The sequence below is a fragment of the Pseudomonas sp. HS6 genome (genome assembly GCF_023375815.1).
Classification (GTDB): domain Bacteria; phylum Pseudomonadota; class Gammaproteobacteria; order Pseudomonadales; family Pseudomonadaceae; genus Aquipseudomonas.
Genome location: NZ_CP067412.1, coordinates 1,355,511 through 1,382,043 on the forward strand (window position 1 = coordinate 1,355,511; position 26,533 = coordinate 1,382,043).

26 protein-coding genes and 1 pseudogene are annotated in these 26,533 nt (G+C 58.0%); 16 read left to right on the forward strand and 11 right to left on the reverse strand.

Translation table 11 applies throughout. The annotated features are described in order from the left end of the window. The first annotated feature begins 65 nt into the window (after positions 1 to 65). From JJN09_RS06120 to JJN09_RS06140, 5 genes are all read left to right on the forward strand, one after another. A complete protein-coding gene (locus tag JJN09_RS06120) occupies positions 66 to 935 on the forward strand; it encodes a hypothetical protein (protein ID WP_249486273.1) in 870 nt (289 codons plus the stop codon). Beyond that, a complete protein-coding gene (locus JJN09_RS06125; protein ID WP_249486274.1) occupies positions 932 to 1,801 on the forward strand; it encodes a hypothetical protein in 870 nt (289 codons plus the stop codon). Before JJN09_RS06120 ends, JJN09_RS06125 begins: the two co-directional genes overlap by 4 nt. Before the next feature lie 8 nt (positions 1,802 to 1,809). Beyond that, positions 1,810 to 4,035, forward strand: a complete 2,226-nt coding sequence (locus JJN09_RS06130; RefSeq protein ID WP_249486275.1) for a lipase family protein — start codon at positions 1,810 to 1,812, stop codon at positions 4,033 to 4,035. Between the two features lie 208 nt (positions 4,036 to 4,243). After that, positions 4,244 to 4,513, forward strand: coding sequence for a DUF2790 domain-containing protein (locus JJN09_RS06135; RefSeq protein WP_249486276.1), 270 nt, complete (start codon positions 4,244 to 4,246; stop codon positions 4,511 to 4,513). Positions 4,514 to 4,604: 91 nt separating this feature from the next. Further along, complete coding sequence (locus JJN09_RS06140; RefSeq protein ID WP_249486277.1) at positions 4,605 to 5,003, forward strand: hypothetical protein; 399 nt, start codon at positions 4,605 to 4,607, stop codon at positions 5,001 to 5,003. Here the strand turns inward: JJN09_RS06140 and JJN09_RS06145 are convergent. Beyond that, entirely contained in the window at positions 5,000 to 5,269 is a 270-nt protein-coding gene (locus tag JJN09_RS06145; RefSeq protein ID WP_249486278.1) for a DUF1652 domain-containing protein, read from the reverse strand. The genes JJN09_RS06140 and JJN09_RS06145 overlap by 4 nt on opposite strands. Before the next feature lie 370 nt (positions 5,270 to 5,639). Between JJN09_RS06145 and eco the strand changes: the two genes are divergently transcribed. After that, positions 5,640 to 6,125 (forward strand): serine protease inhibitor ecotin, encoded by a 486-nt coding sequence (eco, locus tag JJN09_RS06150; protein WP_249486279.1) that lies wholly within the window; start codon positions 5,640 to 5,642, stop codon positions 6,123 to 6,125. Positions 6,126 to 6,154: 29 nt separating this feature from the next. Here the strand turns inward: eco and ilvA are convergent. Then, positions 6,155 to 7,141 (reverse strand): annotated as a pseudogene (gene ilvA, locus JJN09_RS06155) (threonine ammonia-lyase, biosynthetic); the annotation flags it as partial. Positions 7,142 to 7,392: 251 nt separating this feature from the next. Between ilvA and JJN09_RS06160 the strand changes: the two are divergent. Then, positions 7,393 to 7,728 (forward strand): DUF2834 domain-containing protein, encoded by a 336-nt coding sequence (locus JJN09_RS06160; protein ID WP_249486280.1) that lies wholly within the window; start codon positions 7,393 to 7,395, stop codon positions 7,726 to 7,728. A 156-nt stretch (positions 7,729 to 7,884) separates the two neighbouring features. Here the strand turns inward: JJN09_RS06160 and JJN09_RS06165 are convergent, their stop codons facing one another. Continuing rightward, positions 7,885 to 8,808: a magnesium transporter CorA family protein gene (locus JJN09_RS06165; RefSeq protein ID WP_249486281.1), complete on the reverse strand. Its 924-nt coding sequence runs from the start codon at positions 8,806 to 8,808 to the stop codon at positions 7,885 to 7,887. A gap of 7 nt (positions 8,809 to 8,815) precedes the next feature. After that, on the reverse strand, positions 8,816 to 10,390 hold the full coding sequence (locus JJN09_RS06170; protein WP_249486282.1) for a RimK family protein: 1,575 nt from the start codon (positions 10,388 to 10,390) through the stop codon (positions 8,816 to 8,818). A 92-nt stretch (positions 10,391 to 10,482) separates the two neighbouring features. Between JJN09_RS06170 and JJN09_RS06175 the strand changes: the two genes are divergently transcribed. After that, positions 10,483 to 11,586 carry a GNAT family N-acetyltransferase/peptidase C39 family protein gene (locus JJN09_RS06175; RefSeq protein WP_249486283.1) on the forward strand — a complete coding sequence of 368 codons (1,104 nt, stop codon included), beginning with the start codon at positions 10,483 to 10,485 and terminating at the stop codon, positions 11,584 to 11,586. Between the two features lie 5 nt (positions 11,587 to 11,591). On the opposite strand, the gene JJN09_RS06180 is transcribed toward JJN09_RS06175, so the two are convergent. Together JJN09_RS06180 and JJN09_RS06185 are read right to left on the reverse strand one after the other, a co-directional pair. Then, positions 11,592 to 12,737: a PQQ-dependent sugar dehydrogenase gene (locus tag JJN09_RS06180; RefSeq protein WP_249486284.1), complete on the reverse strand. Its 1,146-nt coding sequence runs from the start codon at positions 12,735 to 12,737 to the stop codon at positions 11,592 to 11,594. A gap of 50 nt (positions 12,738 to 12,787) precedes the next feature. Continuing rightward, positions 12,788 to 13,111, reverse strand: a complete 324-nt coding sequence (locus JJN09_RS06185; RefSeq protein WP_249486285.1) for a hypothetical protein — start codon at positions 13,109 to 13,111, stop codon at positions 12,788 to 12,790. Between the two features lie 190 nt (positions 13,112 to 13,301). Between JJN09_RS06185 and JJN09_RS06190 the strand changes: the two genes are divergently transcribed. Then, positions 13,302 to 14,162, forward strand: coding sequence for a Ku protein (locus JJN09_RS06190; RefSeq protein WP_249486286.1), 861 nt, complete (start codon positions 13,302 to 13,304; stop codon positions 14,160 to 14,162). A gap of 42 nt (positions 14,163 to 14,204) precedes the next feature. Here JJN09_RS06190 and lpxO read toward each other — a convergent pair whose 3' ends face one another. Next, positions 14,205 to 15,104, reverse strand: a complete 900-nt coding sequence (gene lpxO / locus JJN09_RS06195; protein ID WP_096820478.1) for a lipid A hydroxylase LpxO — start codon at positions 15,102 to 15,104, stop codon at positions 14,205 to 14,207. 390 nt (positions 15,105 to 15,494) lie between these two features. On the opposite strand from lpxO, the gene JJN09_RS06200 reads away from it, so the two are divergent. Both JJN09_RS06200 and JJN09_RS06205 read left to right on the forward strand, forming a co-directional pair. Then, positions 15,495 to 17,081 (forward strand): ABC-F family ATPase, encoded by a 1,587-nt coding sequence (locus JJN09_RS06200; RefSeq protein ID WP_249486287.1) that lies wholly within the window; start codon positions 15,495 to 15,497, stop codon positions 17,079 to 17,081. Between the two features lie 144 nt (positions 17,082 to 17,225). After that, on the forward strand, positions 17,226 to 18,413 hold the full coding sequence (locus JJN09_RS06205) for an MFS transporter (protein WP_249486288.1): 1,188 nt from the start codon (positions 17,226 to 17,228) through the stop codon (positions 18,411 to 18,413). A 122-nt stretch (positions 18,414 to 18,535) separates the two neighbouring features. On the opposite strand, the gene JJN09_RS06210 is transcribed toward JJN09_RS06205, so the two are convergent. After that, positions 18,536 to 19,573: a dienelactone hydrolase gene (locus JJN09_RS06210; RefSeq protein WP_249486289.1), complete on the reverse strand. Its 1,038-nt coding sequence runs from the start codon at positions 19,571 to 19,573 to the stop codon at positions 18,536 to 18,538. Between the two features lie 236 nt (positions 19,574 to 19,809). Beyond that, positions 19,810 to 20,421 (reverse strand): FMN-dependent NADH-azoreductase, encoded by a 612-nt coding sequence (locus JJN09_RS06215; protein ID WP_249486290.1) that lies wholly within the window; start codon positions 20,419 to 20,421, stop codon positions 19,810 to 19,812. 128 nt (positions 20,422 to 20,549) lie between these two features. Between JJN09_RS06215 and JJN09_RS06220 the strand changes: the two genes are divergently transcribed. Both JJN09_RS06220 and JJN09_RS06225 read left to right on the forward strand, forming a co-directional pair. Further along, a complete protein-coding gene (locus tag JJN09_RS06220; protein ID WP_249486291.1) occupies positions 20,550 to 21,458 on the forward strand; it encodes a LysR substrate-binding domain-containing protein in 909 nt (302 codons plus the stop codon). Further along, a complete protein-coding gene (locus JJN09_RS06225) occupies positions 21,455 to 21,814 on the forward strand; it encodes an MmcQ/YjbR family DNA-binding protein (protein WP_096820328.1) in 360 nt (119 codons plus the stop codon). Before JJN09_RS06220 ends, JJN09_RS06225 begins: the two co-directional genes overlap by 4 nt. Before the next feature lie 2 nt (positions 21,815 to 21,816). Here JJN09_RS06225 and JJN09_RS06230 read toward each other — a convergent pair whose 3' ends face one another. Both JJN09_RS06230 and JJN09_RS06235 read right to left on the reverse strand, forming a co-directional pair. Beyond that, positions 21,817 to 22,245 carry a DUF1294 domain-containing protein gene (locus JJN09_RS06230; RefSeq protein WP_249486292.1) on the reverse strand — a complete coding sequence of 143 codons (429 nt, stop codon included), beginning with the start codon at positions 22,243 to 22,245 and terminating at the stop codon, positions 21,817 to 21,819. Next, positions 22,242 to 23,072, reverse strand: a complete 831-nt coding sequence (locus JJN09_RS06235; protein WP_249486293.1) for an undecaprenyl-diphosphate phosphatase — start codon at positions 23,070 to 23,072, stop codon at positions 22,242 to 22,244. The genes JJN09_RS06230 and JJN09_RS06235 overlap by 4 nt, the downstream gene beginning before the upstream one ends. Positions 23,073 to 23,376: 304 nt before the next feature. Here JJN09_RS06235 and JJN09_RS06240 point away from each other — a divergent pair, with 304 nt between their 5' ends. From JJN09_RS06240 to JJN09_RS06250, 3 genes are all read left to right on the forward strand, one after another. Continuing rightward, positions 23,377 to 25,011 (forward strand): methyl-accepting chemotaxis protein, encoded by a 1,635-nt coding sequence (locus tag JJN09_RS06240; RefSeq protein ID WP_249486294.1) that lies wholly within the window; start codon positions 23,377 to 23,379, stop codon positions 25,009 to 25,011. 82 nt (positions 25,012 to 25,093) lie between these two features. Next, positions 25,094 to 25,657, forward strand: a complete 564-nt coding sequence (pnuC, locus tag JJN09_RS06245) for a nicotinamide riboside transporter PnuC (protein ID WP_249486295.1) — start codon at positions 25,094 to 25,096, stop codon at positions 25,655 to 25,657. Then, positions 25,654 to 26,178, forward strand: a complete 525-nt coding sequence (locus tag JJN09_RS06250) for an AAA family ATPase (protein WP_249486296.1) — start codon at positions 25,654 to 25,656, stop codon at positions 26,176 to 26,178. The genes pnuC and JJN09_RS06250 overlap by 4 nt, the downstream gene beginning before the upstream one ends. Positions 26,179 to 26,533: the final 355 nt, after the last annotated feature.

Below are 26,533 nucleotides of genomic sequence, written 5' to 3' on the forward strand. Positions count from 1 at the left end.
AATCCACGGCCTGACGGCACGAATTTTCAGAAAACCATCCCAATGGGATTGGTTTGGAGTATCCAGTGAGCAGGATCTTTCTTCCATTCAGTACCAAATCATTAGCTTTGTGGATGCTGCCTTTGATTGGAGCTTGCAGCTCGGCCGGCCAGCTCGTTACGAGTACTGTTGACGGTGCATCCAGCTATTACGGAACCGACTCATTCACCCTCGTAGCGACGTCTCCTGCCAATTTCGGGCTGGTATCGAAAGCACAGTACGCACCCGAGGCAGGACAGACCTGCAAGGTTTATTCACCCGGTCTAGGCGGCGAGGTCTCGCGACGGCATCAAAAAACCGACGATATTGATATTAAGGATGTGGAGCAAACCGCCAGTTTTAATATTCCCCTTAGTTACCATGTCGCCGGGTGCCGCATGGAGCTACAGCGGGTAGAACTGTCAATCGAAGCACGCTATGGCCCTTCGTCTTTGGACATTGCTGGGGATGTGGGCGGAATATCCATCGTGAGCAACGCCTCACATAATGAAAATGACAGCGCAACAACTGCCCACTTTCGTGGAGTGTGCACTTGGATGTTTCAGCTCAGCGAAGCAAGAATCCAAAAAGATGGAATATCAAAGGTTCTTTCCTGCAGTGCGGCAAGCTCGGACTGGACAGTGCCGAACGACTATATGGAGCGATCCAAGATTGGCGGCAGTATTCAAAAAACCAAGTTAAATAACAGCAAGGTGACTGTTGATTTCCGCGTGGCGGGTGAGGAAGAACCCAGCATGGACAATCGGTGGATTAAAACTGTAAAAGGCTGGAAACCCTGCCAAGGTACCGAAAAATCAAATCGCTGCCAGACACCTCCTTCCTTTAAATCATTCAAAATGAACGGTCGCGAGTGCACGGTTTATCCCAACTGTGTTGAGCAGGAGCATACGTTTTGAACAGAAAATTCCTAGCATATCGAATTCATTCAATATTTTTAATTACACTGCCGTTCCTCGGTGCGTGCAGTTTGGCAGGACAGATTGCAAAAGACTCAGTGGAGGAAGCAACTAGTTCTTACAGCAAGGAGCACTTCACATTAACGATTACTCTACCAGCAAAATTTGGATTTACGTCGAAAGCGAAATATTTGCCAAAGGACGGTGGGAGTTGCACAACCTACAACCCAAGCTTAGGTGCTTCGGTCTCTCGTCAACAACAAAAGTCCAATACCACTGAAGCAAAGGACACAGAGCAAACAGTATCGACTGACATTCCGCTGCAATACAGCATTGCTGGATGTGCAATGACCCTTGTCAGGGTTAGCTATGAAGTAAGTGCAGCCTACGGAGCAGACGCCTGGAGTAACGATCTTGAGTTGGCGGGAGGGACTGCTATAAAAAGCGAGGTTGCCGGAGACGCTAACACACCATACCCAGACGTTATCGAGCAGCGAGGACTCTGCGCATGGAGCTTTCAGATAAGCACCGCGAAAGCAAAAAAAAATCAGATTGAAAAAATCCTCACATGCGCTGCTGCAAATAGTAATTGGGAAGTCCCTTCCGACCGTTTTCAGCGACGTAAACCAGGGGGCGCAGTCTTCGGCGCTGACATAGTGAATAAAACTATCCATGCGACTTTTAAACTTTCGACTGAAGAAACTCCCTATTATCAGCGATATTGGTTCAAGGTGCCCAACGGCTGGAAGCCTTGCACCGGCCGATGGAATTCCGACCGTGAAGAACTGTGCACCACGCCTCCACAGTTCAGGACTTTTATACAGAATGGACGCGAATGTTCCGTTTACCCCGGTTGTGATAAATAAGGACTTTTATGCAAGCCCAAGAAAAATCGCTGCTTTCGGATCAAGGTGGTTCATGCCCTCTTCGGGGCGGATGGATCAGTTTTCGGTTAGTTGATGAATTTGGAAACGCCACACCCTATGCAGGTTTAAATTACGTACTTACTGATTCTGAAGGCACCAAATACCAAGGAACACTTGATGGGGAGGCTTACACGCGTCTGACCGGCAGCTACAACGGCCCCTTGATTCTGACATTATCTGAGCCTTACAAAGGAAGCGAGAAGGTTTATGTTGATCTGACTGAACGTCAAGACTACCCGCTACCGATAACGGAGATTCAAGTAGCTGCCGAACAAACACTCCGCCGCCCAATGGGTAGCACTAGTAAAACGGGGGCCTACCGCGCCTCTAGCGAAAAAGCCCAATATCATAACGTTGAAGTTCGCGACCTGGTCGAATTCAATAAGCACCTACCGCCTGCTGCAAAGCTTTCCAGCCCTGTTCCCGCAGGATGCGCCAAGCTCGCTCGTGACTTTGCCGGGGATAAGCTACCCAGCTACGGAGTCGGGCTGCTTCCAAATAAGCACTATGTCCTGGAAGTGCGCGCCCTGCGCTCATTCAGACCTCTTTTGTCACTCTCTCCCGAGTTCAGCGCGCTGAACCTTTATCAATTATCGCTACTCGCAACTTTGAGCTACGGGGAATTTGGTGAGTCCCCGGAAAAGTCAAAAGCGTCGTCCGAGAAAAATTTCGAATTCACATACCCTCGCCGTGGCTCAATTGGTCATGTACTGAACACTTGCCTGGCCTGTTTTGAGGAACCGTCGACATATGCCGACTCGAAAAAACCTGCGTTCCCTCTAGTAGAGGATGTTCCGTATTCCAAGCGCTTGGAAGTCGTGCCCTTTGATCCTGACCGTTACTCTCAAAACGACCCCGCTTCGGGTGACGAGTTTGAAACGCCATCAGATGTCCACTTTTTCAGCGACTTGAGGCAGGGCCCGACTGATTTAAAAAATACTGACACTCAAGCGTACATCACGCACGATGACCGTGTCGTATTGATCGGCGTCAGAGGTACGGCAGGGACTGCGGATAGCTGGCGAGACATCGACGCAAAACAAGTGCCGAACGAAGGCGGTACAGGAAAGGTGCACCAAGGTTTTCATGAAGCCTTCGTTGCCGTTTTGCCATTTATCAAACGCTACATTACTCGCTTTCGTACCAATCAAAAAATCATCGTTTGCGGCCACAGCCTGGGCGGTGCCATTTCGTTGCTGCTGGCCGAGTGGCTGTATCGTGAGATCACAAGTGACGTCATTCTTTATACTTACGGCTCGCCTCGTGCTGGCGATAAGGAATTCGTCGAGTCTGCGAAAGGATTGGTTCACCACCGTATCGTTAACCATAACGACCCCGTACCAAGCGTGCCGGCAGGATGGATGGACACTAAAAAGCCGATCTGGATTACAGGCCTCGCAGCAACCGTTTCAGGCCTACTGACACCCGCAGCCGGCGGAGTTGTGATGGCAGTCGGCATGAACCGCTTCGGTGGTCAGCCGTTCTGGCATCACGGTGAACAACGACACTTCATGCCGTTGCAATTACCTGGGCGAATCGTTTCTTCGGTGTTGTGGACACCTGGCTGCGAGGGTTATGAGGAAGCAGCCATGGCTCGTTGCCTTAAACAGATGAATGAGAACGACATGCCTGAGCGCAGCCACTTCTTGAAGCAGGCGATTAACTTTGCCGACCATAAAATGCTGGATGGGTACATCCCATCTTGCTGGGCAACGCTTCGCCGGTGGCAAGAAACACAACAAACAGGTGGTTACATCGTCAGCACCACGGAGTCCAGTCGCCTGAAGCTGGAAGCAGAAACTTACCGCACGCAACTCACAAAATGGCAGCGTGACGCCGATTCAGAGTTTCCGGGTGACACGATTGAAGGCCGCCCACAAGATCGCGCGACACCTCTGCAGCGTCGCTCGACCATGTCGGATCTTCAGGATCGCCAGAGAGCGATCAAGCAAGCAATTCGCCACAACGAGAAAGAGTTGAAAGCCGTCGAGGGAACCCTGCGCACAATAACTACCATGAGTAGCACTAAACTCACGATGGCCAATATCTATGGTGATCGAGCCGAATTACCGGAACTGCAAACCCATATCGATAGATGGGCAGACCATCGTGAGAATCAGGAATCTGTGCGTCTGGCGCAAATACCTCCGCAAACCTCGGCCAGCATGGCCTGACACAGCTATGTGTAACCCGATCGACTTCGCTCGGGTTCACGCAGGGTGATTCTCTCGACAGCCGGCATTCAGCCGGGTTAACCCTCGCTTAACACCGCGGTCAAAGACTCTACTGAACCGCACACCCTCAGCCCGATGCTGACGCCCAGTGCGGCAGGTCTGGCGTGTTTCACGCCGGGCTTTCATTCCGTCGCACGGGAGTCCCTCCATGAACATTCGTCCGTTCCTGCTCACCACCGTCCTCGCCTGCACCGCGTTTGCCGGGTTGGCTCAGGCCAATGACACCTCCGCAACAACCAAAGCCGTGCCTTACACCTACGGCATGCCTTTGAATGTGGCCAAAGTGGTGTCGATGACCGAGCAGCCGACCAAGTCCTGCAAAGTGATCGATGCCGACATGAAGTACATCGACACCACCGGCAAACCCGAAGAAATCACTTACCGGAAAATGTCTGACGCCTGCGACTTCCAGAACTGACAGAAAGCTCTGATTTGCGGCTTTGCGGTAGGCGAGCAAGGGTTTCGAAGGTTATCCTCGGGGCCCCTCCTCACTGCCGCAAGGATTCGCCATGCAGTTGTCGTTTCGCACGTTGTCGACCATCACCTTTAGTCTGTGTTTCCTGCTGGCACTGGCTTGGGGCCTGGCGCCGCAGGTGCTGCTCTCGATCTGGAGCATTGAATACTCAGAGGCAGCAGGATTTGTCGCACGACGCATGGCGGTGCTGTTTGCAGCGTTGGGGGTGATGTTCTATCTGGTGCGCAATGCGCCGGTGTCGATCGCGCGCAATGCGCTGAGCAACGGCTTTATCGTCGGCTGTTTTGGTTTGGCAGTACTGGGTTTCGCAGAATGGCTCAATGGCCACGCCGGCCCCGGGATTCTGCTCGCGGTGCTGGTCGAGTTCGCGCTGGGCCTTGGTTTCGTGCAGGCCCGGCGCGTGACGATCGAACTGGGTGAAACGGTGGGCTAAACCACTTTTGATCGCGACGTGAATTGATGAGTGACCGTCTGCTGGGCAAGATCCGAGCGTATCCCGGCGATCAGGCCGTTGATTTCACGACAGCTGTTCAAGTGACTGGCGTCGATGCCACTCACCAGCAAATCAACCTGGTCGGTCCGGTGATCGCCATAGACTTTGACGGTCATCGACAACTCAGGGGACAGCGTGCACTGGCAGCGTTTCGGCAGAAAGCTGCTTTCAATGATATTGCGGAGTTCCAAGGCAGACAGAAACATGGCGAACCCTCTCCTTACTGTGAGACTGCCAATAAAGTATTCACATGACCGTTACCACGACTCCCCACGGGTGTGTCCCCGCTGAATCCCTGGGTATGGCAAGCGGCTGTACTGCGAAATGCCCATTGGAGTGTAGGCGCACAAATTGCGTGCGCCGCACCAAATCAACGCATAAACCGTGCCTTTCATCGGGTCATCTTCACCCACTTAAAAATCAATGGCTTGGCGAAAGCGCCAGCATCTGGCCAGTTGCAGAATGCAAGATTTACCCTTTCCAGCGCCGCGTTTTGCAATCTGCCGCTGGTTTGCATTCGTGGCTGATGACAGTGAAAATGACCTCCAACCACCGTACACCCGCCAGGAGGCTTCAATGGGATCTTTCACTGCTTACGCGACCGCCGGCCTGATGCTAGCCAGCGTCTCCACCCTCACCCATGCCGCCAAGCTTGAAGACACAGCGCCTTACCCCAAGGCCGAGGCGGGCTTCACTCGCCAGGTCATCCACCTGCCGCAACAAGCCCAGGAAGACAACTTCAAAGTCGAAATCCTCGCCGGCAAGACCCTCGAAGTCGACTGCAACCGCCAGCGCCTGGGCGGCACCCTCGAAGAGAAAAACCTTGAAGGCTGGGGCTATCCGTTCTATCGCCTGGAAAAAGTCAGCGGCCCGATGAGTACGCTGATGGCCTGCCCGCCCGGCACCCAGAAAAAACGCGCCTTCGTCCCGGTGATCGGCGACGGCTTCACCGTGCGTTACAACAGCAAGCTGCCCATCGTGGTTTACGCACCGACGGACGTCGAAGTGCGTTATCGCATCTGGTCGGCTTCGGACAAGGTCGGCGTCGCGATCCCTGAGTAACGTCAAACGACAGCGCTGCACGCCGCCACGCGCTCGGCGACGTGACGCAAGCTGTCGAAGTTGATATTGGCGCCGGAATCGATGGCAATCAGCGTCTGATTCCGCGCGCCGGTTTGCACCACGTACTGTTTGATGCCCGCGACCGCCAATGCCCCGGAAGGCTCGGTGATCGAGCGGGTATCGTCGTAGATATTCTTGATCGCAGCGCAGAGTTCATCGTTGCTGACGGTGATGACCTCATCCACGCAGAAGCGGCAAACCTCGAAACCGTAGGCGCCGATCTGCGCCACTGCTACACCGTCAGCGAAGGTGCCTACACTGGGCAGCACGACCCGTTCACCTGCCTGTAAAGCAGCCTTCAGACAGGCCGAGTGCTCTGACTCCACGCCAATGATCCGCACCTCCGGCCGCAGGTATTTCACATACGCCGCGATGCCGGCGATCAGTCCGCCACCGCCCACCGGGACAAAGATCGCATCAAGCGCGCCCTGATGCTCGCGCAGGATTTCCATTGCAACGGTGCCCTGGCCGGCGATCACATCGGGATCGTCGAACGGTGAGACGAAGGTTCGCCCGGTCTGCTGAGCCAGTTGCAGCGCGTGGGCCAGGGCAAACGGAAAGCTTTCACCATGCAGCAGCGCCTCAGCCCCGCGACTGCTGACGCCCAGCACTTTCAACTCAGGTGTTGTTGCCGGCATCACGATAGTCGCAGCAATGCCCAATTCACGCGCCGCTAGCGCTACGCCTTGAGCGTGATTGCCCGCCGATGCCGTGATCACGCCACGGGCCTTCTGCTCGTCACTCAGTTGCACCAGTTTGTTGTAGGCGCCACGGATCTTGAAGGAGAACGTCGGTTGCAGGTCTTCACGTTTGAGCAGGATCCGGTTGCCCAGCGCTTCGGACAGGGCCGGCGCAACCTGCAACGGCGTGCGCACCGCCAGTTCATACACCGGCGCGGCGAGAATCTTTTTTACGTACTGCTCAAGCAAGGCTTGCTGGGCGGGGCTGTGGCGCATGGTCGTCTCCTGACGTGTGATTCAGAACCCCGGAGACAGAAAGTAAAAACCCGCCTCTAGGGCGGGTTGGGTGCTGCAGTCGTGAGCTAGCCCGCCAAATGAGGAATGGCGGTAATAATGCTTGGCTGGCAGCGCAGTACGGTGGAAGTCATGGGCTCGAAATTAGCCCGGGCGTTGCTGGCAAGTCAATGGCGATTTTTGCGGTGGGTCTGTAGGCTGGCCTTTCACTCATCTGCCCAAGGAAGGAATACATGATGTCCATCGCGCTGCCCCTCACCGCGTTGATTGCCTTCGGCGGCTACACGGTGTCCGTGATGCTGCAAGCCGAGCAATCACTGATCGACTTCGGCATCAGCCTGATGTCGCGGCCAGACACTGCGCAGGTGGTGATCGATCTTTATCTGCTGGCGACCCTGGCCGGCATCTGGATGTACAAGGATGCGCGCAAGCGCGGGCAGTCGGGCTGGTCGGTGGTGCCGTATCTGTTGCTGACGGCGGTGTTTGTTTCGGTCGGGCCGTTGTTGTATCTGATTGTGCGCGGTGTGCGGGAACGCCAGAACGCGGTTGAAGCGATACGCGAGGACTGATCCACAGGCCACTGCGCTGCGAATTCAGCCTTTGCGGGCAAGCCCGCTCCCACAGTGTCCGTGTGATGCACAAAAAGTGTGAACGACGCAAAACCTGTGGGAGCGGCGGTGCGACGACTCGACTTGCCCGCGAAAACGTCAGCACTGTCGCCGCCGTCATTTCGCCAGACGCCTGAGCCCGAACAGCATCCCGCCCGCCCCCAACAGCATTGCCGCCAGAAACATCGGGTACGACACCCACCACGGTGTCCCGGCGGTCATCATGCTGAATTCCGACATGCCGCCGATGCTGGCAATCAGGTTGAGCGGCAGGAACACCACGTTGATCAGCGTCAGTTTGCGCAGCAGGTTGTTCATGCTGTTGTTCATCAGGTTGCCCCGGGCGTCGATCAGCCCGGAGAACACCGTCGAGTAGATTTCCGCCTGCTTGTAGCACTGGTTGTTTTCGATGATCAGGTCGTCGATCAGGCCGAGGGCTTCGCTGCCGAAATGCTGTTTTTCCGCGTGGTTGCGCAGCCGCGTGAGCACCGCGCCGTTGCTGTGCAGGGCGTTGATGTAATAGATCAGGCTTTCGCTGAGGTTGAACATCTGCACCAGATGCTGGTTTTGCATCGAGGCGTTGAATTTCTGCTGCAACTCCCGGGCGACCAGTTTGATCACCTTCAAGTGCCCGAGGTAGTGATGGATGTTGTTGAACAGCAGGTCCAGCAATACATCCAGCGGCGTGTTGAGTGGCCGGCGCGTGCCGAGACCGTGCAACGGTGTGTCGTCGGTGGCAATCACCAGCAATTGGCCCGGCGAAAACAGCAAACCGCAGGACGACACCTCGAACGCCAGGCTGCCGCCGCCGGAGTAGTTCTCCGGGCGCTTCCAGATCAGGAACAGATGATCGGGATGGAACTCGATCCTCGACACCTCGTCCGGGTCCAGCGCCGAGGCCAGCGCGTGTTCATCGAGTTTGAAGTGACTGTGCAGCAAATCGCGCTCGGCAGCGTCGGGGTTGCTGAATAGCATCACCTCAGCGTCCAGCCGCTCGACGCGCTGCAAGGCGCCGTGGCTCAGTGCAAAGCTGTTGATCATCGGCCGGTCACCAGGCCTGGCCGCGGCGCTTGAGTTCCAGACGCCTCACGAACTCCTCCAGTACCAGCGAATACAGATCGTCTTGCAAGTACGCGTCTTCGATGCCGGCGTCGAGGTTCGGGTTGTCGTTGACCTCGATCACCACCACCTTGTCGCCCGCCTGCTTCAAATCGACGCCGTATAAGCCATCGCCGATCAGGTTGGCGGTCTTCACCGCCAGTTCAACCACGGCACGCGGCGCTTCGTGGATCGCCAGCGTGCGGCATTCGCCGTTGACGTCCTGACCCTTGGCCTTGTGGTTGTAGATCTGCCAGTGCCCCTTGGACATGAAGTACTGGCAGGCAAAGATCGGTTTGCGGTTAAGCACGCCGATGCGCCAGTCGTACTCGGTGTAGAAAAACTCCTGGGCCAGCAACAGCACCGAATGTTCGAACAGTTCGGCGGTGGCCTCCAGCAAGGCCTGTTGGCTCTCGACCTTGATAACGCCTCGGGAAAAACATCCGTCGGGAATTTTCAGTACCAACGGGAAACCGAGGCGCTCGCCGACACGTTCGAAGTCTTCCGGTCGTTCCTTGTAGAGAATTTCCGTGGCCGGCATGCCCAGTTGATGGCTGTTCAGCAGGTCGGTGAGATAGACCTTGTTGGTGCAGCGCAGGATCGACGTCGGGTCGTCCATCACCACCAGCCCTTCGCTCTCGGCTTTCTTGGCGAAGCGATAGGTGTGGTTGTCGACGCTGGTGGTCTCGCGGATCAGCAAGCCGTCGTATTCTGCCAGCCTCGCGTAGTCCTTGCGTTCGATCAGTTCGACATCGATGCCCATGCCTTTGCCGACCCGCACGAAGTTCTCCAGCGCTCGGGCGTTGGATGGCGGCAAGGCTTCCTGCGGATCATGCAGGATCGCCAGGTCATAACGCGCTACTTGCGGCGAACGCGGTACACGCCAGACCTTGCGGCTGAAACCGTCCAGCGCATTGGCGAACTGATCTTCCTGATCATCGCGCAACTTGTGCAGGGCGCCGGATTTAATGCCTTCGATGTGCCAACCGTTAGTTCGACGGAATTCAACTAACAGAATCGGGCACGGAAACACTTCAAACAATTGTCGGGCCAGATCCTGCAAAGGCTCGATGTGTGTTCTGCCGAAGTAAAGTGTCAAAGTAAAACCTTCGGTGTCACTGTAGAGGTGATGACTGAGGGCCTTTTCCAGGGTTTTATCGAGGTCATCCAGCGCCAGGCCGTAGAGAGATTTTCGGGTCAGTTCGCTGATGGTCCGCACCGACGGAATCACCTTGTGCCCCCGGGCCTCAGCCAGCAACGAGCAATAGTAGCCGTGCCCCAGATACTTGTAGCTGCGGCACAGGTTGATCACCTGCACCCGTTTTCCCGGCTCGCTGTCGGGAGGTTGCTCAAGGTACTCCTGCGCCGACAGGATGTCTTCGCTGGGAAAGTAAGAAGCCCAGTCTTCCTTGCGTTCGACGATGATCAACACTTGACTGGAAGTCCTGATCTGCGGTTTTAAATAAGTTGCCGGTGGCAAACTTTGACTGGATACTTCGCGCCAATGACCCTGTACCGCTGACATAGAAATTGATCCGTTGGAGAACAAGACCTTTTCTATTAAGCACGAACTTTTTCGAAAGTCCCGTTTCGTTACGCAACTTTTACGGCGGTCATATGAACACTGTTTTTCGCTTGGCGACAGTTGATGATTTACCGGCGCTGCTGGCACTGGAAATGCACTGTTTCACCACGGACCGGCTCACCCGCCGCAGCTTTCAATGGATGATTACCCGCGCCCACGGCCAGTTGCTGGTGGCCGAGCGCGAGGGGCAATTGCTGGGTTATGCGCTGGTGCTGTTTCATCGCGGCACGTCGCTTGCGCGGTTGTATTCCATCGCCATTTCCCCCGGAGCCCGGGGCGGTGGCCTGGGCAAGCAATTGCTGCAGCGCATCGAGGCCTGCGCCCTTGAGCACGACTGCGCTTACCTGCGGCTAGAGGTGCGCACTGACAACCCCGCCGCCATCGCGTTGTACGAACGCAGTGGCTATCGGCGCTTTGCGTTGATTCACGACTACTACGAAGACCACGCGGACGCCTTGCGTCTGGAAAAACGCATCCTTCAACATCACGACTCACGCAGTATCAAGGTGCCCTATTACCGGCAGACCACCGATTTCACCTGTGGCCCAGCTTGTTTGCTGATGGCCATGGGCGCATTGCAAGCTGATCGCCTGCTGGAGCGCCGCGAGGAATTGCAGCTCTGGCGCGAAGCGACCACCGTGTTCATGACCGCCGGCCACGGCGGTTGCAGCCCTCAAGGTCTGGCGTTGGCGGCATGGCGCCGAGGGTTTCGTGTGCGCTTGCAACTGAGCATGAGCGGGCCGTTGTTTCTCGATGGCGTGCGTGACGCGCATAAAAAAGACGTCATGCGCCTGGTGCATGACGAGTTCATGGCACAACTGAACGACACAGACGTTGATCAGATCATCGGCACGACACTGGATCTACCCCGACTGCTCAACGCTGGCGGACAACCGTTGGTGCTGATCAGCAGCTATCGTCTGACCCGCTCCAAATCACCGCACTGGGTGATCGTCACCGACTGCGATGAAGATTTCGTTTACCTGCATGACCCGGATGTCGACCACAGCCAGCATCGCCAGCCCATGGACTGCCAGCACGTGCCGGTTAGCCATGGGGAGTTCGAGAAGATGTGCCGGTTCGGACGCGGCAAGCTGCGGGCGGCGGTAGTGCTCTACGCCCGCTCACCCGCATGACGTGTTTATTTGAGTCCGATCTTGTACAGCGAGCCGTCGGACTCATCCGTCAAAACATACAGGTAACCATCCGGCCCCTGACGTACATCGCGAATCCGCTGCTTCAAGTCGCCCAGCAAACGCTCTTCATGCACGACCTTGTCGCCATCGAATTGCAGGCGGATCAGCTCCTGGGTGACCAGCGCGCCGATGAACACGTTGTGCTGCCAGGGTTTGAAGAGATCGGCATCGTAGAACGCCATGCCGGTGACACCCGGTGATTTTTCCCAGACATGATGCGGGGCGACAGTGCCTTCGACGGTTTTACCCTGGGCTTCCGGAATGGGCTGCATCGAATAGTTGATGCCGTGAGTTGCCAGCGGCCAGCCGTAGTTCTTGCCGCGCTCGATGATGTTCACCTCGTCGCCACCGCGCGGGCCGTGCTCGTTCTCCCACAACGTGCCGGTCCATGGATTGAGCGCTGCGCCCTGCGGGTTGCGATGGCCATAGGACCAGATCTCCGGACGCACGCCGGACTGGCCGACAAACGGGTTGTCATCCGGCACCTTGCCGTCCGGATAGATCCGCACGACTTTGCCCTGCAGCTTGTCCAGATCCTGCGCAGTGGGTCGGTCGTTGTTTTCGCCGAGGGTGATGAACAGATAACCGTCACGGTCGAACACCAGTCGCGAGCCAAAGTGGTTGCCGACCGACAGCTTCGGTTCCTGACGGAAAATAACAGTAAAGTCCTTGAGTGATTTCAGGTCATCCGACAGGCGCCCGCGCCCGACTGCAGTCCCGGCCTTGTCGCCGGCGCCACCGCCCTCAGCGTACAACAGGTACACCAGACGATCCTGTTTGAAGTCCGGCGACAGCACCACGTCCAGCAATCCGCCCTGCCCTTTGGCCCAGACCTTCGGAACGCCCTCGATTGGTGCCGATCGTTTGCCGTCCACGCCTACTACCCGCAGGTTGCCCGGACGCTCGGTCACCAGCATGCCCTGACGATCCGGCAAGAACGCCAAAGCCCATGGATGCTCAAGCCCCTGGGTGATGGTGGTGACTTCAAGGGTGCCCTGCTCGCTTTGCAATTCTTTGGGGGCGGCGGCAAATGCCGGGGCGCAGATCACTGCGCTGGCACACAGGCCGGCTAAAAGGGTTTTACGCAACATGCACGATTCCTTTTGTTCGATTGAAGGGCTGACAGAAACGGTTCTGCCATTCAACGGTTGCTCTCGCCGTCACGGGCGGGTGGGTTGGGAATGAATTTCGGCGGGGTGCTCGGCACCGAACGCAGTGGCTGGCCATTGCCGATGCCGCCGTTTTCCACGGTGGGCGGTCGAGGGACGGGGACGGTATTCGGCCCGCGTATCACCGGACTGGCGGGCTGTGTGCCCTGCATGCTGTTGGGATTGGCCCGGTGAATCGGGCTGTTGTAAGGATTGTTGCTGTTGCCACTGGGGCTTTGCGCCAGCAACAGGGCATCGGCGTGAATCAGCCCGCCACTGAGGGCCAGCAATGCGATGCCAAGCAGAAAACGGTTCATGAACGGCCTCTCTCGATGCACGTGGGTTAGAGCCTTCGAGTCCACGCTACGCCGAGGGTTCGGATTTGTTAACCCGTCATCGATAAACAAGGTGTAACACGGTTTGACCTGCCTCCCGCCCCCCCCGAAGACAGTGGAAACTTTTGCGCCGGGCCGCAGGTCACCCGAACATCACTCGGAGAACGTCACCATGGCTCGGGCAATCTGGAAAGGCGCAATCAGTTTCGGTCTGGTGCACATCCCCGTGGCGCTGGTCTCGGCAACCTCATCCCAGGGTGTGGATTTCGATTGGCTGGACAGCCGCAGCATGGACCCGGTTGGCTATAAACGGGTCAACAAGGTCACTGGCAAGGAAGTCACCAAAGAGCACATCGTCAAAGGCGTGCAGTTCGAGAAAGGTCGCTATGTGGTGCTCAGCGAGGAGGAAATCCGTTCGGCGCACCCGGTTTCGACCCAGACCATCGACATCTTTGCCTTCGTCGACAGCGAGCAGATCCCGCTACAAAACATCGACACGCCCTACTACCTGGCCCCAGACAAGCGCGGCGGCAAAGTCTACGCGTTGCTGCGGGAAACCCTGAGCAAGACGCACAAGGTCGCCCTCGCCCGCGTGGTTTTACACACGCGCCAGTATCTGGCGGCGTTGATGCCGCTGGAATCGGCACTGGTATTGGTGAAGTTGCGTTGGCCCCAGGAGGTGCGGAGCCTCGATGAACTGGCGCTGGGCAGCGATGTGAGCGACCCAAAACTGGCCAAGGCCGAACTGGATATGGCCAAGCGCCTTGTGGAGGACATGAGCGCCGACTGGAAGCCCGAGGATTACACCGACGAATTTGAAGACAAGATCATGGCCCTGGTGGACAAGAAGGCCCATGAAGGCAAGATCGAGGACGTTGAAACCGTTGACGGCGAAGAAGAGCGCAAATCTGCTGATGTGATCGACTTGACCGAACTGCTCAAGCGCAGTCTCGGCGGGAAATCTCCGGCCAAACCGGCGAAGAAGACCGCGAGCAAGGCTACTGCGGCGAAAAAGACCAAAAAAGCGTCGTAAAAATGAAATCGGGCGACTGTCTTTCAACAATCGCCCGATTCATCAGATCAGAATGAAGATCGCCAGCAGACCGCCGAAGATCGCCCATTTTTCCAGGTAGTAGAGCTTGCGATTGCGCTTTTTCAGCTCTTTGCCACGCAGACGAATCTTGTAGATCTTGGTAAACAAACGGTTGATACCGCCGGTGCGGTCGCCCGCATCGTTTGGCGCACCGGCCGCCGACATCACAGTGCGGCTGAACCAGCCGTTGAACGCAGCCGCCCAGCGATACTTCATCGGGCGCTCGACATCGCAGAACAGAATGATGCGGTTCTTGTCAGTGGTGTTTTCGGCGTAGTGAATGTAGGTCTCGTCGAACATCACCGCTTCACCGTCGCGCCAGTGATAGTTCTCGCCATCGACGTTGATGTAGCAACCGGCGTCGTTCGGCGTTTCCAGGCCCAGGTGATAACGGTAGGAACCGGCATACGGGTCGCGGTGACGCACCAGTTTCGAGCCTGGCGGGAGTTCGGCGAACATCGCGGCCTTGATGGAACCGATGCTCTGCACCAGTTCAGTGGTGCGCGGACACAGTTGCAGCGCCGACGGGTGGCTGTCGCCGTACCATTTCAGGTAGAAGCGCTTCCAGCCGGTCTTGAAGAAGGAATTGAAGCCGACATCGTCGTACTGGTTAGAACGCTTGATCTCGCCGGCACGCAGCAGCTTCTGGCCTTCTTCGCGGATTTCCTCCCAGTGAGCCTGCAACGGACTCAGATCGGGAAAATCCTTCGGATCGAGGTAGGGCTTGTTCGGATTCTTCGAGAACAGATAAAGGAAGCAGTTGATCGGCGCCAGGAACGTCGAATGATCACTCAGCTGACGGCCCAATTTGTGGCGCACACGACCACGAAGGTGAACGTATGCAATGGAAATGACATAAATAGCAGCAATGATGAGTTTCACGGAAATCGTCACACGTCAAAAGTGAACAAACTGCCGCCTTTCTGGCATTGGCCAAAGGTCTGTGGCAGTGGTCTGAATACAAAACAGCGTCTCGGTGGCACATCCTTGAGCCCATGCCGGGCAAGGGCATTGGGTGAATGGATGGCATTTTAGCCACAGTTTGTAACCAATAGTGAACCTTCATCTGTGAAAAACTGTCCCGCGATTGCGCCAATTGGCATTCCGGGTGACACCGCCCTATCGCTTGAAGAGCCAGACCAGTACAATCGCCGCCAAACTTTAGCGCCCCCCCTTGGTTGATGACGGGAAATCCCGCCCCAGCGCACTTCGACTCGGGCCAAGCGCTCCGGCCGCACCCTCGCTACTCAGATTGCTTCGCAGGAAAAACCTTTGATTTCTACAGCTAACATCACGATGCAGTTCGGCGCCAAGCCGCTATTCGAAAACGTTTCGGTCAAATTCGGCGCGGGCAACCGTTACGGCCTGATCGGCGCCAACGGTTGCGGCAAGTCGACCTTCATGAAAATCCTCGGCGGCGACCTCGATCCGTCCGGTGGTCAGGTCATGCTCGAGCCGAACGTGCGTCTGGGTAAGTTGCGCCAGGATCAGTTCGCCTACGAAGAATTCACCGTGATCGACACCGTGATCATGGGTCACGAAGAGCTGTGGAAGGTCAAGGCCGAGCGCGATCGCATCTACTCGCTGCCGGAAATGAGCGAAGAAGACGGCATGGCCGTGGCCGAGCTGGAAACCGAATTTGCTGAAATGGACGGCTACACCGCCGAATCCCGCGCCGGCGAACTGTTGCTGGGCCTGGGTATCGGCATCGAGCAACACTTCGGCCCGATGAGCGAAGTGTCGCCGGGCTGGAAACTCCGCGTATTGCTGGCGCAGGCGCTGTTCTCCGATCCGGAAGTGCTGTTGCTCGACGAACCGACCAACCACCTGGACATCAACACCATTCGCTGGCTGGAAAACGTGCTGACCCAGCGTAACAGCCTGATGATCATCATCTCCCACGACCGTCACTTCCTGAACAGCGTGTGCACCCACATGGCTGACCTGGACTACGGCGAGCTGCGTCTGTTCCCGGGCAACTACGACGAATACATGACCGTGGCGACCCAGTCCCGCGAGCAACTGCTGTCGGACAACGCCAAGAAGAAAGCGCAGATCTCGGAACTGCAATCGTTCGTCAGCCGCTTCTCGGCCAACGCCTCGAAAGCCAAGCAGGCCACGTCTCGCGCCAAGGCGATCGACAAAATCCAGCTGGCCGAGGTCAAGCCTTCGAGCCGTGTGAGCCCGTTCATCCGCTTCGACCAGAACAAGAAGCTGCACCGCCAGGCTGTCATGGTCGAAAAGATGGCCAAAGGTTTCGATGGCAAGCCATTGTTCAAAGACTTCAGCTTCCAGGTTGAAGCTGGCGAGCGTGTGGCGATCATCGGCCCGAACGGTATCGGCAAGACCACCCTGCTGCGCACCCTGGTCAACGAACTGACGCCGGATGCCGGTAGCGTCAAGTGGACCGACGCCGCGGAACTGGGCTACTACGCTCAGGACCACGCTCACGATTTCGAAGACGACGTCACCCTGTTCGACTGGATGGGTCAGTGGACTCAGGGCGAGCAGATGATTCGCGGTACTTTGGGGCGCATGCTGTTCTCCAACGACGAAATCCTCAAGTCGGTGAAGGTGATCTCCGGTGGTGAGCAAGGTCGCATGCTGTTCGGCAAGCTGATCCTGCAAAAGCCGAACGTGCTGATCATGGACGAACCGACCAACCACTTGGACATGGAATCGATCGAGGCGCTGAACCTGGCGCTGGAAAACTACCCGGGCACGCTGATTTTCGTCAGCCACGACCGTGAGTTCGTATCGTCCCTGGCCACGCGCATCATCGAGCTGACCCCGAGCGGCGTGACCGACTTCAGCGGCACTTACGACGACTACCTGCGTAGTCAGGGCGTCGTGTTCTAAGTCGAATCGAGCTGCAAATAGAAAGCCCTGTCCTTGTGACGGGGCTTTTTTTGCGCCGAGGAAAAGATCGTTAGCCTGCTTCCTTTTATTTCGGCGCCAAGCCATGATGCGGACTCTCCCACCGCCGCCCGCGAACGAGCCCTCATGTCTGCGCAGCAACAGCCACCGCAAAGCTCCATGGCGATCACCCTGCAGATCGTTTCCATCGTTTTCTATACCTTTATTGCCTTCCTCTGCATTGGCCTTCCGATTGCGGTATTGCCGGGCTACGTGCACGAGCAATTGGGTTTCAGCGCAATCGTTGCGGGCCTGGTGATCGGCTCGCAGTATCTGGCCACCCTGCTCAGCCGTCCCATGGCCGGGCGCATGTCGGATACCGTCGGGACCAAACGGGCGATCGTTTACGGCTTGTCGGGGATCGTGCTCAGCGGCCTGCTGACGCTGGTTTCCACGCTGCTGCAGGACTTCCCGCTGGCGAGCCTGATCATCCTGATTGCCGGGCGTTTGCTGCTCGGCATTGCGCAGGGTTTGATCGGTGTTGGCACCATCAGTTGGTGCATGGGCCAGGTAGGTGCGGAACATACCGCCCGATCCATCGGCTGGAACGGCATTGCCTCGTACGGCGCCATTGCTATCGGCGCCCCGCTGGGCGTGCTGATGGTGGCTGATTACGGCTTTACCAGCCTCGGGATCGCGCTGTCGGTATTGGCCGCTGGCGCGCTGCTGCTGATCCGCAACAAACCCTCGGTGCCGGTGGTACGTGGCGAGCGTCTGCCGTTCTGGAATGTATTCGGGCGAATTGCACCGTTCGGGGCGAGTTTGAGCCTGGCCTCGATCGGTTACGGCACCCTGACCACCTTCATCACCCTTTATTACCTCAATCGCGGCTGGACCGGCGCGGCGTACTGCCTGACGGTGTTCGGCGTGTGTTTCATCCTTTCCCGATTGCTGTTCATTTCCGCCATCGCCCGATTTGGCGGCTTTGCTTCCGCCATCGCCTGCATGAGCATCGAGACCATTGGCCTGTTGCTGCTGTGGCTCGCGCCTTCGACCGGCTACGCGCTGATCGGCGCCGGGCTGGCCGGGTTTGGACTGTCACTGGTGTATCCGGCGCTGGGGGTTGAAGCGATCAAGCAAGTGCCCAACTCTAGCCGAGGGGCCGGGCTGAGTGCTTACGCGGTGTTTTTCGATCTGGCGCTAGCGATTGCCGGGCCTCTGATGGGCGCGGTGGCGTTGAATCTGGGGTATTCGTGGATTTTCCTGTGTGCGGCACTGTTGTCCGTGACCGGACTGGCGTTGACCTTGCTACTCAAGCGCCGGGCAATGAACTGAGCTTTCAAAGTCAATCACTGTGAGAGCGAGCTTGCTCGCGATGGCGGTCTAACCGCCCACACCTTCATCGACTGACTTGACGCTATCGCGAGCAAGCTCGCTCCCACAAAGTGATCTGCGACTTACTGATCCGCCGTCTGCATCCCGGCCCGATCCGGTTTGCCCAGCGCATGGGAGAAGAACCGCCCGGCCTCGGAAATCAGGTTGCGGTGAATGTCTTCGCGATCCACGCCATCGGCATCGGTGCAAAGCGCTGGCATCGCACGGATCTGCTCTTCATTGCACGGCGCCATGAACACGAAGTGCCCTGCCCCGGCCAGCAACTTGAAGTCCGGTGCGGTCGGCAGTTTGCGCGCCAGGGCAGCGGCGTTCTTGTCGAAGGCCACCAGTTTGTCGCCGTCGCCGCTGTACAGCAGCACCGGCACATGCACGTCGGCCAAGGTGTGGCGGCCGAACTTCAGGCTTAGCGGTGCCATTAATAACAACGCATGGACCCGTGGGTCCGCCACCGGTTGCAGGTCATCGCGGTCCACGATGAGCTCGCCCTGGGTGTTGCAGGCGTCGCGGTCATCCGGACGTTCCTGGCAGTAACGACGCAGGCGATCCAGGTCAGGCTGTGCACCCGAAAGTATCAACGCAGTCTCGCCCCCCGCCGAATAACCGATCACGCCAACCTGATCGGCATTCACGAACGGTGCGAGCATACGGTCGCCGAGGGTGGCGGTTATGGCTTCGGAAATCTGGATCGGGCGCCCATATAGATTGCTCAAGGTACCCAGGCGGCTGTGATCCTTGGAGTTGTCACCGGGATGAATCACCGCGACCACCACAAAGCCTTTGCGTGCCAGCGATGTGGCGAGGTCATGCAGCGCCAGTGGCGTGCCGGTGTTGCCGTGGGACAGCATCAGCATCGGAAAGCGGCCGAGGGCGACCTTGGTATCTTCACCGGCTTCGACCGAGTAGCCCTCAAGCAGGCTCATGTGTTCGCGGTCGCTGGAGGGATAGAACGCGATGGCGCGCATCGGTTGCAGGTCGAGCGGATCGAGGAACGTCATCTCGTGATAACCGACGCTCCAGCGCGGGTGCTGGCCGGGGGCTGCGTGCACTGAATTCAGGCTGCCGAGCAGGCAAATCAGTAACGTTGCACAAAGACGCATCATGGGATGCCCCACCCTGTTGTTACTCAATCGAAAGATCCGTTGTGTTACGACGCCCGAAACCCCGTGGTTCGGTGATCCGGCGCGGCGTTGCACTCAGACGTTGATCATCAGACTGCATAACCCGGGCCAGATTATGTAACAGTCGGAAACAAAAAACTCCGTATCTGGCCCTTGCAGAACCAGAATACAGAGTTTTTTTGGTATTGCCTGAACGAGAGCTGTTCTTTACGAAAGCCTTACGCTGCGGCGAACAGTTGCTCGCTGATGCGGGTGTGGGCAGCGCTCATGGCGTTGTTGCGAACTTCTTCGCCGTAGGCGAGGCCTTCGGCACGGACGATTTCGATGTCGGTGATGCCGAGGAAGCCGAACACCAGTTTCAGGTAGTCTTCGTGAGCGACGCCCGAAGCCTGACCGGCGTGAATGCCACCCGAGGTGGAGACGATCACGACTTTCTTGCCACCGCACAGGCCTTCAGGGCCGGCTTCGGTGTAGCGGAAGGTCTGGCCGGCGACGGCGATGCGGTCGATCCAGGCCTTGAGCTGGGTTGGAACGGTGAAGTTGTACATCGGCGCGGCAACGACGATGGCGTCGGCGGCGATGAACTCGGCCAGGGTGGTGGCGCTCAGCTCGGCTTCGTGCTGTTGTGCGGCGTTGCGCAGCTCAGCGGTGGTGCCGGCGGCGACCAGAGTGGTCGACGAGAAGTGGCTGATGGCGTCTGCAGCCAGGTCGCGGTAGGTCACGACAGCGCTTGGCTCGGCGGCTTGCCAGGCTTTGACGACTTCGGTGCTCAGCTGACGGGAAGCGGAGTTGTCGCCCAGAATGCTCGAATCGATGTGCAGCAGTTTCATTGTGGAATCTCCTGGAAAGAATCGCCGGTGGCGACGGAATGGAGACAATCCTACCTACGAAACCAATAGCTGATTAGACGGCAACAATGCGATAGTTTGTCCCACTGATAGAACAGTCGGAATTCCCCATGCAAGACCTCAACGATCTCTACTATTTCGCCAAAGTGGTCGAGGCCGGCGGATTCGCCGCTGCCGGCCGTTTGCTGGGTATTCCCAAGTCGCGGTTGTCACGGCGGATTGCCGAACTGGAAGAACGCCTCGGCGCGCGTCTGCTGCAACGTACCACCCGCCAATTGAAGCTGACGGCGGTGGGCGAGCGCTATTTGCGTCACTGTCAGGCGATGCTGCTGGAAGCGGAAATGGCTGATGAGACGGTGGCCAGCATGTCCAGCGAGCCCCGTGGGCGCCTGCGGGTTTCGAGCCCGACGGGGCTTGCCCATGAAATGCTGCCGGTGGTGATCAGCAATTTCCTGGGCAAATACCCTCAGGTGCAACTGGAAGTCACCCTGATCAATCGCCGGGTCGATCTGATCACCGAGGGCATAGACGTGGCCTTGCGCGTGCGCGAGCACGGCACCGAAGAGCCGATGTTGGTCACCCGCCGTTTGCGCCAGGCGCAAATGGTGGTCGTGGCGAGCCCTTCTTTTATAGAGGGTCTGGAAATCAATCATCCGCAGGATCTGAAGAACCTGCCGGTGCTTGGCGCACTGGAAGCTGATCGCATGGTGCATGTGCGCCTGCTCGATCAGCACGGCAAGAGTTGCGATTTGGCGCTGGAGGCGCGGTTGGGGATCGACGATTTTATCGTGCGCAAGGCCTGCGTGCTGGCCGGCCAGGGTTTCACCCTGCTGCCGATGATGTATTGCGAAGCGGAACTGAACAACGGCACGCTGGTGCAGTTGCTGCCGGAATGGTCATTGCCCGGCGGCTGGTTGCAAGCGGTGTATCCGCACCGGCGAGGAGTGATGCCGGCGGTGCGTGCCTGGATCGATCATCTGGTTGAGTCGTTTAATGCCTGTGGAGAGCGATTGTTATGAAACAAGGAAAGTTGAGCGAAGCGGACGTCGCGGATTTCTGCCTGGCATTGCCCGGTGCGCAAGAAGACTACAAATGGGGCGGCGTGCGGGTATTTTCGATTGCCGGCAACAAGATGTTCGCCTTGCAGGGGCTGCGTGGCGAGTCGCTGGCGTTCAAGGTCGACAAGGATCTGTTTCTCGGTCATTGCGACCGGCCGGGCATTCACCCGGCGCCGTATCTGGCGCGGGCGCAGTGGATCATCATGCACCCGCCCTACCCCTTGGGCGCCGAGGAACTGCGAGGGTTGCTGCAACGTTCTCACCAGTTGGTGGTGAGCAAACTGCCGAAGAAAACCCAGGTGGGCTTGCTGCTGTAACCCTAACCCAGCAACAACAGGTTCGAGCCGAGGAACAACTGATCGATCCAGAACACCTGGTGCAGCGCGACGATCACCCAGAACAGAATCTGAAACGACACCTTGCGCGTTTTGTGCCGGAAGACCTGCTGGGCGATCAACGCGCCCGGCCAGCCTCCCGCCAGTTCTACGGCGTGCAGGACGTTCTCCGGGGTGCGCCAGGCGTCGGCACGAGCCTTGCGCTTGTCGGCCCAGTACAGGAAAAACGCCAGCACGCTGACAATCCCGTAGGCCGCCAGCGGCACCCGCGAAATCCCGCGCAGCCACATCGACAGCGAGCCGAACAGCGGCAGCGCGCAGACGATCAACAACACGATCAGCTTCAATTTCAAATGCTGGATGCTGCCACCGGAGGGACCACGATCCGGGCGGCGTGCGCGGGAATCACTCATGGCTTGGCGGCCGCCCAGTCCACCCAGCCGAACTGCCAGGTCGCCAGAATCAACAGGCCGAACACGATCCGGTACCAGGCGAATGCCGCATAACTGTGGCTGGCAATGAACTTGAGCAAACCGCGCACGGCAATCATGGCGAAAACGAATGCGGTGACAAAACCGATGGCAAAGACCGGGAAGTCCGCTGGCACGAACAGAGCGCGGTACTTGTAGCCCGAGTAGACCGCCGCACCGACCATGGTCGGCATTGCCAGGAAAAACGAGAACTCGGTGGCGGTCTTGCGTGACAGACCGAACAGCAGGCCACCGATGATGGTCGAGCCGGAACGCGAAGTGCCCGGGATCATCGCCAGGCATTGGGCAAAGCCGACCTTCAGTGCATCTTTCCAGGTGATTTCATCCACTGTCTCGGCATGCACTTCATGCTGCCGACGCTCGGCCCACAACATGATGATGCCGCCCACCACCAGCGCCGTCGCCACGGTGATCGGGTTGAACAGGTATTTGTGAATCAGATCGGCAAAAATAACGCCCAGCACCACGGCGGGCAGGAAGGCGATCAGCAGGTTGGCGGTAAAGCGGCGTGCACTCGGCTGAGTCGGCAAACCGATGACCACGTCGAGAATCTTGCGGCGAAACTCCCAGACCACCGCGAGAATCGCGCCGAGCTGGATGATGATGTTGAACGCCATGGCGCGTTCGCCGCCGAAATTCAGCAGGTCGGCGACAATGATCTGGTGTCCGGTACTGGAAATGGGCAAAAACTCCGTCAGCCCTTCTACAACTCCAAGAATCAGTGCCTGCAAGGCGGTCCAAAGATCCATCAATCCCCCAAAGAGCGATGCGCTCAGGCATGCCCCGATAGTATTTTTTTACGTTCACTGCGTTCAGCGTAGCTGTTTGTTGCTGTACCGATTCCGCGCGCAAAGGATCCACACGAAACAGTCAAAATTCCGTGAAATGACAACTTGGGTTCAGGTTTTCACGCGCGGGGCCGAAATCCTATCAGACAAGCCGTAATAGCGCTGCCGCGTTCTACGACTTGGGTCGCGTATGCCCGGCCATGGAAACGTGGTTGGATGCTGGCGGTGATTTATTACAAGAAAAAGAAATCGGAGTGACAGCGTTATGAACAGCTTGCGCAGCGTGTCGATCAGCCGACGCTTGTGGCTCATCTTGATTGTGGCGGTGGTCATGCTGCTGACCCTGGGCCTGTTGATGCTCAAGCAGATCCACGATGACCTTTACCACGCCAAGGCCCAGAAAACCCAGCATGTAGTGCAGACCGCCAGCGGTTTGCTGACCTATTACCAGGGGCTGGAAGCGGCCGGGACCCTGACCCGCGACGCCGCCCAGAAGCAGGCCCTGACTGCGATTCGCGGCCTGCGTTACGACCAGAACGATTACTTCTGGATCAACGACCTCACGCCCGTGATGGTCATGCACCCGACCAATCCCAAGCTTGAAGGCCAGAACCTCTCGGCAATTCGCGATCCGGACGGTTTTGCGGTGTTCAACGAGATGGTGGCCATCGCCAAGGCCAAGGGCGCCGGCATGGTCGATTACCGTTGGCCAAAACCCGGTGCCAGTGAACCAGTGGCCAAGACCTCCTACGTGAAACTGTTCGAGCCGTGGGGCTGGGTACTGGGTTCCGGCGTGTACGTCGACGATGTACAGGCCGAGTTTCAGGGCCAGGTTTTCAAGGCTTCCGCCGTCGGCCTGGTCATCGCGCTGATCATGGGCGTGCTGGTGATCCTGATTGCCCGCAGCATTGTCCGCCCCTTGCAGGAAACCGTGAACGCCATGGCCAACATTGCCAGCGGCGAAAGCGACCTGACCCGCAGCCTCGACACCCATGGCCAAGACGAAGTGACGGAACTTGCGCGCCACTTCAACGCCTTCACCGCCAAGCTGCGCCGGGTGATCGGCGATTTGCAGGTGTCGGCCAGTGCGCTGGGTCAGTCCTCCACTGAACTGGGCAATGATGCAAGCCAGGCTCAACAACGCAGCCAGCAACAGTCGCAGCAAATGGAACTGGTGGCGACCGCCATCAATGAAGTCACTTACGGCGTGCAGGATGTGGCGAAGAACGCCGAGCATGCCGCCAACGAGATGCGCGATGCCGAGGCACAGGCGCAACAGGGCCAGATCAACATCGACGGCAGCCTGCAACAGATCGACAAGTTGTCCGGAACCATCGATCAGGCGGTCGAAGTGATTCGTACTTTGGCGACCGAAAGCACGCAGATCGGCAGCGTTCTTGAGGTGATCCGCTCGATTGCCGAACAGACCAACCTGTTGGCGCTCAACGCTGCCATCGAAGCCGCCCGCGCCGGTGAACAGGGACGTGGTTTTGCGGTGGTGGCCGATGAAGTCCGTCTACTGGCGCAACGCACGCAGAAATCCACGGCGGAAATCCAGTCGATGATCGAGCGTCTGCAGAACCATTCCGAAGCCGCCGTGAAGGTGATCGGTGACAGCAGCAAGGCCTCGCAACTGACCATCGAACAGGCCGGACTGGCCGGTGCGAGTCTCAATGCCATCGGCCAGGCGCTGCGCAACCTCAACGGCCTGAACGCTTCCATCGCCAGTGCAACCCTGCAACAGGCGCACGTGGTCGAGGACATCAACCAGAACGTCACCCAGGCCGCCGGCCTGTCCCACAGCACCGCAATGGCCGCTGAGCAGTCGAGTGCCGCCAGTGTGCGGCTTGGCCAGTTGAGCGAGCAGTTGAACGGATTGCTGCGCCAGTTCCGCGTCTGACGTTCTCACCCTGTGGGAGGCTCACTCCCACAGGTTTTTGGGTACAATCCGCCCCCTCTTTTACTCCCTCCAAGGATCTTGCATGTCCGGGCTCGAACTGTTTGCTGCCGCCCTCGGCGTGATCGCCGTCTGGCTGACGGTCAAACAGAACCCCTGGTGCTGGCCGATCGGGCTGGTCATGGTGTTGCTCTACAGCTGGGTCTTCTTCGAGGTGAAGCTGTATTCGGACATGTTGCTGCAGGTGGTTTACGCCGCCCTGCAAGTCTACGGCTGGTGGCAATGGACCCGGGCCGGGACGATGCATGACGGCCGCCAGGTCAGCCGGCTCAACACGCCTTCAATCCTCAAAGGGTTGGCCATCGGCAGTGTCGGCAGTCTGCTGCTGGGCGCCGCCATGGCGCACTGGACCGATGCCGCGCAACCCTGGCTCGACGCCGCACTGACGGGTTTCAGCCTCGTCGCGCAATTCTGGATGGCCCACAAGCGCCTGCAATGCTGGGCGCTGTGGTTTGTGCTGGATGTAATCTTCGTCGGCCTGTTCCTTTACAAAGGGCTTTACCTCACTGCTGCGCTGTACGCCTTGTTCACCCTGATCGCGGTGCTGGGCTGGCGGGAATGGCGCGCCGATCCGGCGTTGCGCACATGAAAGTCGTTGTTCTGACCGGGCCGGAGTCCAGCGGCAAGAGCTGGCTGGCGACCGGGCTTCAGCAACAGTTCGGCGGTTTGCGGGTAGACGAGTACGTGCGCTGGTTCATTGAGCAGAATCCCCGGGACACTTGCCTCGCCGACATTCCCGAGATTGCTCGCGGCCAGTTGCGGTGGGAAGACGAGGCTCGGGCGCAACGGCCGTCATTGCTGATTCTCGACACGCACCTGCTGAGCAATATGCTGTGGAGCCAGACGTTGTTCGGCGACTGCCCGGCCTGGCTGGAACCGGAGTTACTGGCGCGTCACTACGATCTGCACTTGCTGTTGTCTCCGGAGCAGATCGACTGGAAGGACGATGGCCAACGCTGCCAGCCAGAGCTCAGCGAACGGCTGGCCTTCTACGACAAAACCAAAGACTGGCTGGAAGACCACCAGCAACCCTTGCAAATCATTCAGGGCGACTGGGCCGAGCGGCAGACTCAGGCCTTCGACGCCGTTCGTTCCCTATTGGTAAGCTGACCCGAACTGCGGGTTATCTGGCCCGTGCATTTCCCCCGATTCGGGGCAAAAGTGTCCAATCCTGAAACACTCTTACAGCTGCAAAGTGCCCGTCCCAAGGGCCTTCATCACATTGTCATCCGACTTGTTACGCTGTTGAAACACCTGCGCGCAAACCCTTGTCCCAGAGCTTTGCGACGGCTCTAGCCACCTGAACCCGCAGGGGCTTGTTTCAATCTTGAAACAGCTTTTGTATCAAGGTTGCACAGCTTCAAGCCAACCCATTGAAACCCATGGGAATTTAAAAAGCGGCACAGCTTTCGCTCTCTCCTTCACAACGCTGACTAGGGCCAGCCCACTGAGAAGGAATTGCCGC

What these genes read in the sequence shown, in the direction of transcription:
- JJN09_RS06130 (WP_249486275.1), top strand. Translation starts at nt 1,810, where the DNA reads ATGCAAGCCCAAGAAAAATCGCTGCTTTCGGATCAAGGTGGTTCATGC.
- JJN09_RS06135 (WP_249486276.1), top strand. Translation starts at nt 4,244, where the DNA reads ATGAACATTCGTCCGTTCCTGCTCACCACCGTCCTCGCCTGCACCGCG.
- JJN09_RS06140 (WP_249486277.1), top strand. Translation starts at nt 4,605, where the DNA reads ATGCAGTTGTCGTTTCGCACGTTGTCGACCATCACCTTTAGTCTGTGT.
- JJN09_RS06145 (WP_249486278.1), bottom strand. Translation starts at nt 5,269, where the DNA reads ATGTTTCTGTCTGCCTTGGAACTCCGCAATATCATTGAAAGCAGCTTT.
- eco (WP_249486279.1), top strand. Translation starts at nt 5,640, where the DNA reads ATGGGATCTTTCACTGCTTACGCGACCGCCGGCCTGATGCTAGCCAGC.
- JJN09_RS06160 (WP_249486280.1), top strand. Translation starts at nt 7,393, where the DNA reads ATGATGTCCATCGCGCTGCCCCTCACCGCGTTGATTGCCTTCGGCGGC.
- JJN09_RS06165 (WP_249486281.1), bottom strand. Translation starts at nt 8,808, where the DNA reads ATGATCAACAGCTTTGCACTGAGCCACGGCGCCTTGCAGCGCGTCGAG.
- JJN09_RS06170 (WP_249486282.1), bottom strand. Translation starts at nt 10,390, where the DNA reads ATGTCAGCGGTACAGGGTCATTGGCGCGAAGTATCCAGTCAAAGTTTG.
- JJN09_RS06175 (WP_249486283.1), top strand. Translation starts at nt 10,483, where the DNA reads ATGAACACTGTTTTTCGCTTGGCGACAGTTGATGATTTACCGGCGCTG.
- JJN09_RS06180 (WP_249486284.1), bottom strand. Translation starts at nt 12,737, where the DNA reads ATGTTGCGTAAAACCCTTTTAGCCGGCCTGTGTGCCAGCGCAGTGATC.
- JJN09_RS06185 (WP_249486285.1), bottom strand. Translation starts at nt 13,111, where the DNA reads ATGAACCGTTTTCTGCTTGGCATCGCATTGCTGGCCCTCAGTGGCGGG.
- JJN09_RS06190 (WP_249486286.1), top strand. Translation starts at nt 13,302, where the DNA reads ATGGCTCGGGCAATCTGGAAAGGCGCAATCAGTTTCGGTCTGGTGCAC.
- JJN09_RS06205 (WP_249486288.1), top strand. Translation starts at nt 17,226, where the DNA reads ATGTCTGCGCAGCAACAGCCACCGCAAAGCTCCATGGCGATCACCCTG.
- JJN09_RS06210 (WP_249486289.1), bottom strand. Translation starts at nt 19,573, where the DNA reads ATGATGCGTCTTTGTGCAACGTTACTGATTTGCCTGCTCGGCAGCCTG.
- JJN09_RS06215 (WP_249486290.1), bottom strand. Translation starts at nt 20,421, where the DNA reads ATGAAACTGCTGCACATCGATTCGAGCATTCTGGGCGACAACTCCGCT.
- JJN09_RS06220 (WP_249486291.1), top strand. Translation starts at nt 20,550, where the DNA reads ATGCAAGACCTCAACGATCTCTACTATTTCGCCAAAGTGGTCGAGGCC.
- JJN09_RS06225 (WP_096820328.1), top strand. Translation starts at nt 21,455, where the DNA reads ATGAAACAAGGAAAGTTGAGCGAAGCGGACGTCGCGGATTTCTGCCTG.
- JJN09_RS06230 (WP_249486292.1), bottom strand. Translation starts at nt 22,245, where the DNA reads ATGAGTGATTCCCGCGCACGCCGCCCGGATCGTGGTCCCTCCGGTGGC.
- JJN09_RS06235 (WP_249486293.1), bottom strand. Translation starts at nt 23,072, where the DNA reads ATGGATCTTTGGACCGCCTTGCAGGCACTGATTCTTGGAGTTGTAGAA.
- JJN09_RS06240 (WP_249486294.1), top strand. Translation starts at nt 23,377, where the DNA reads ATGAACAGCTTGCGCAGCGTGTCGATCAGCCGACGCTTGTGGCTCATC.
- pnuC (WP_249486295.1), top strand. Translation starts at nt 25,094, where the DNA reads ATGTCCGGGCTCGAACTGTTTGCTGCCGCCCTCGGCGTGATCGCCGTC.
- JJN09_RS06250 (WP_249486296.1), top strand. Translation starts at nt 25,654, where the DNA reads ATGAAAGTCGTTGTTCTGACCGGGCCGGAGTCCAGCGGCAAGAGCTGG.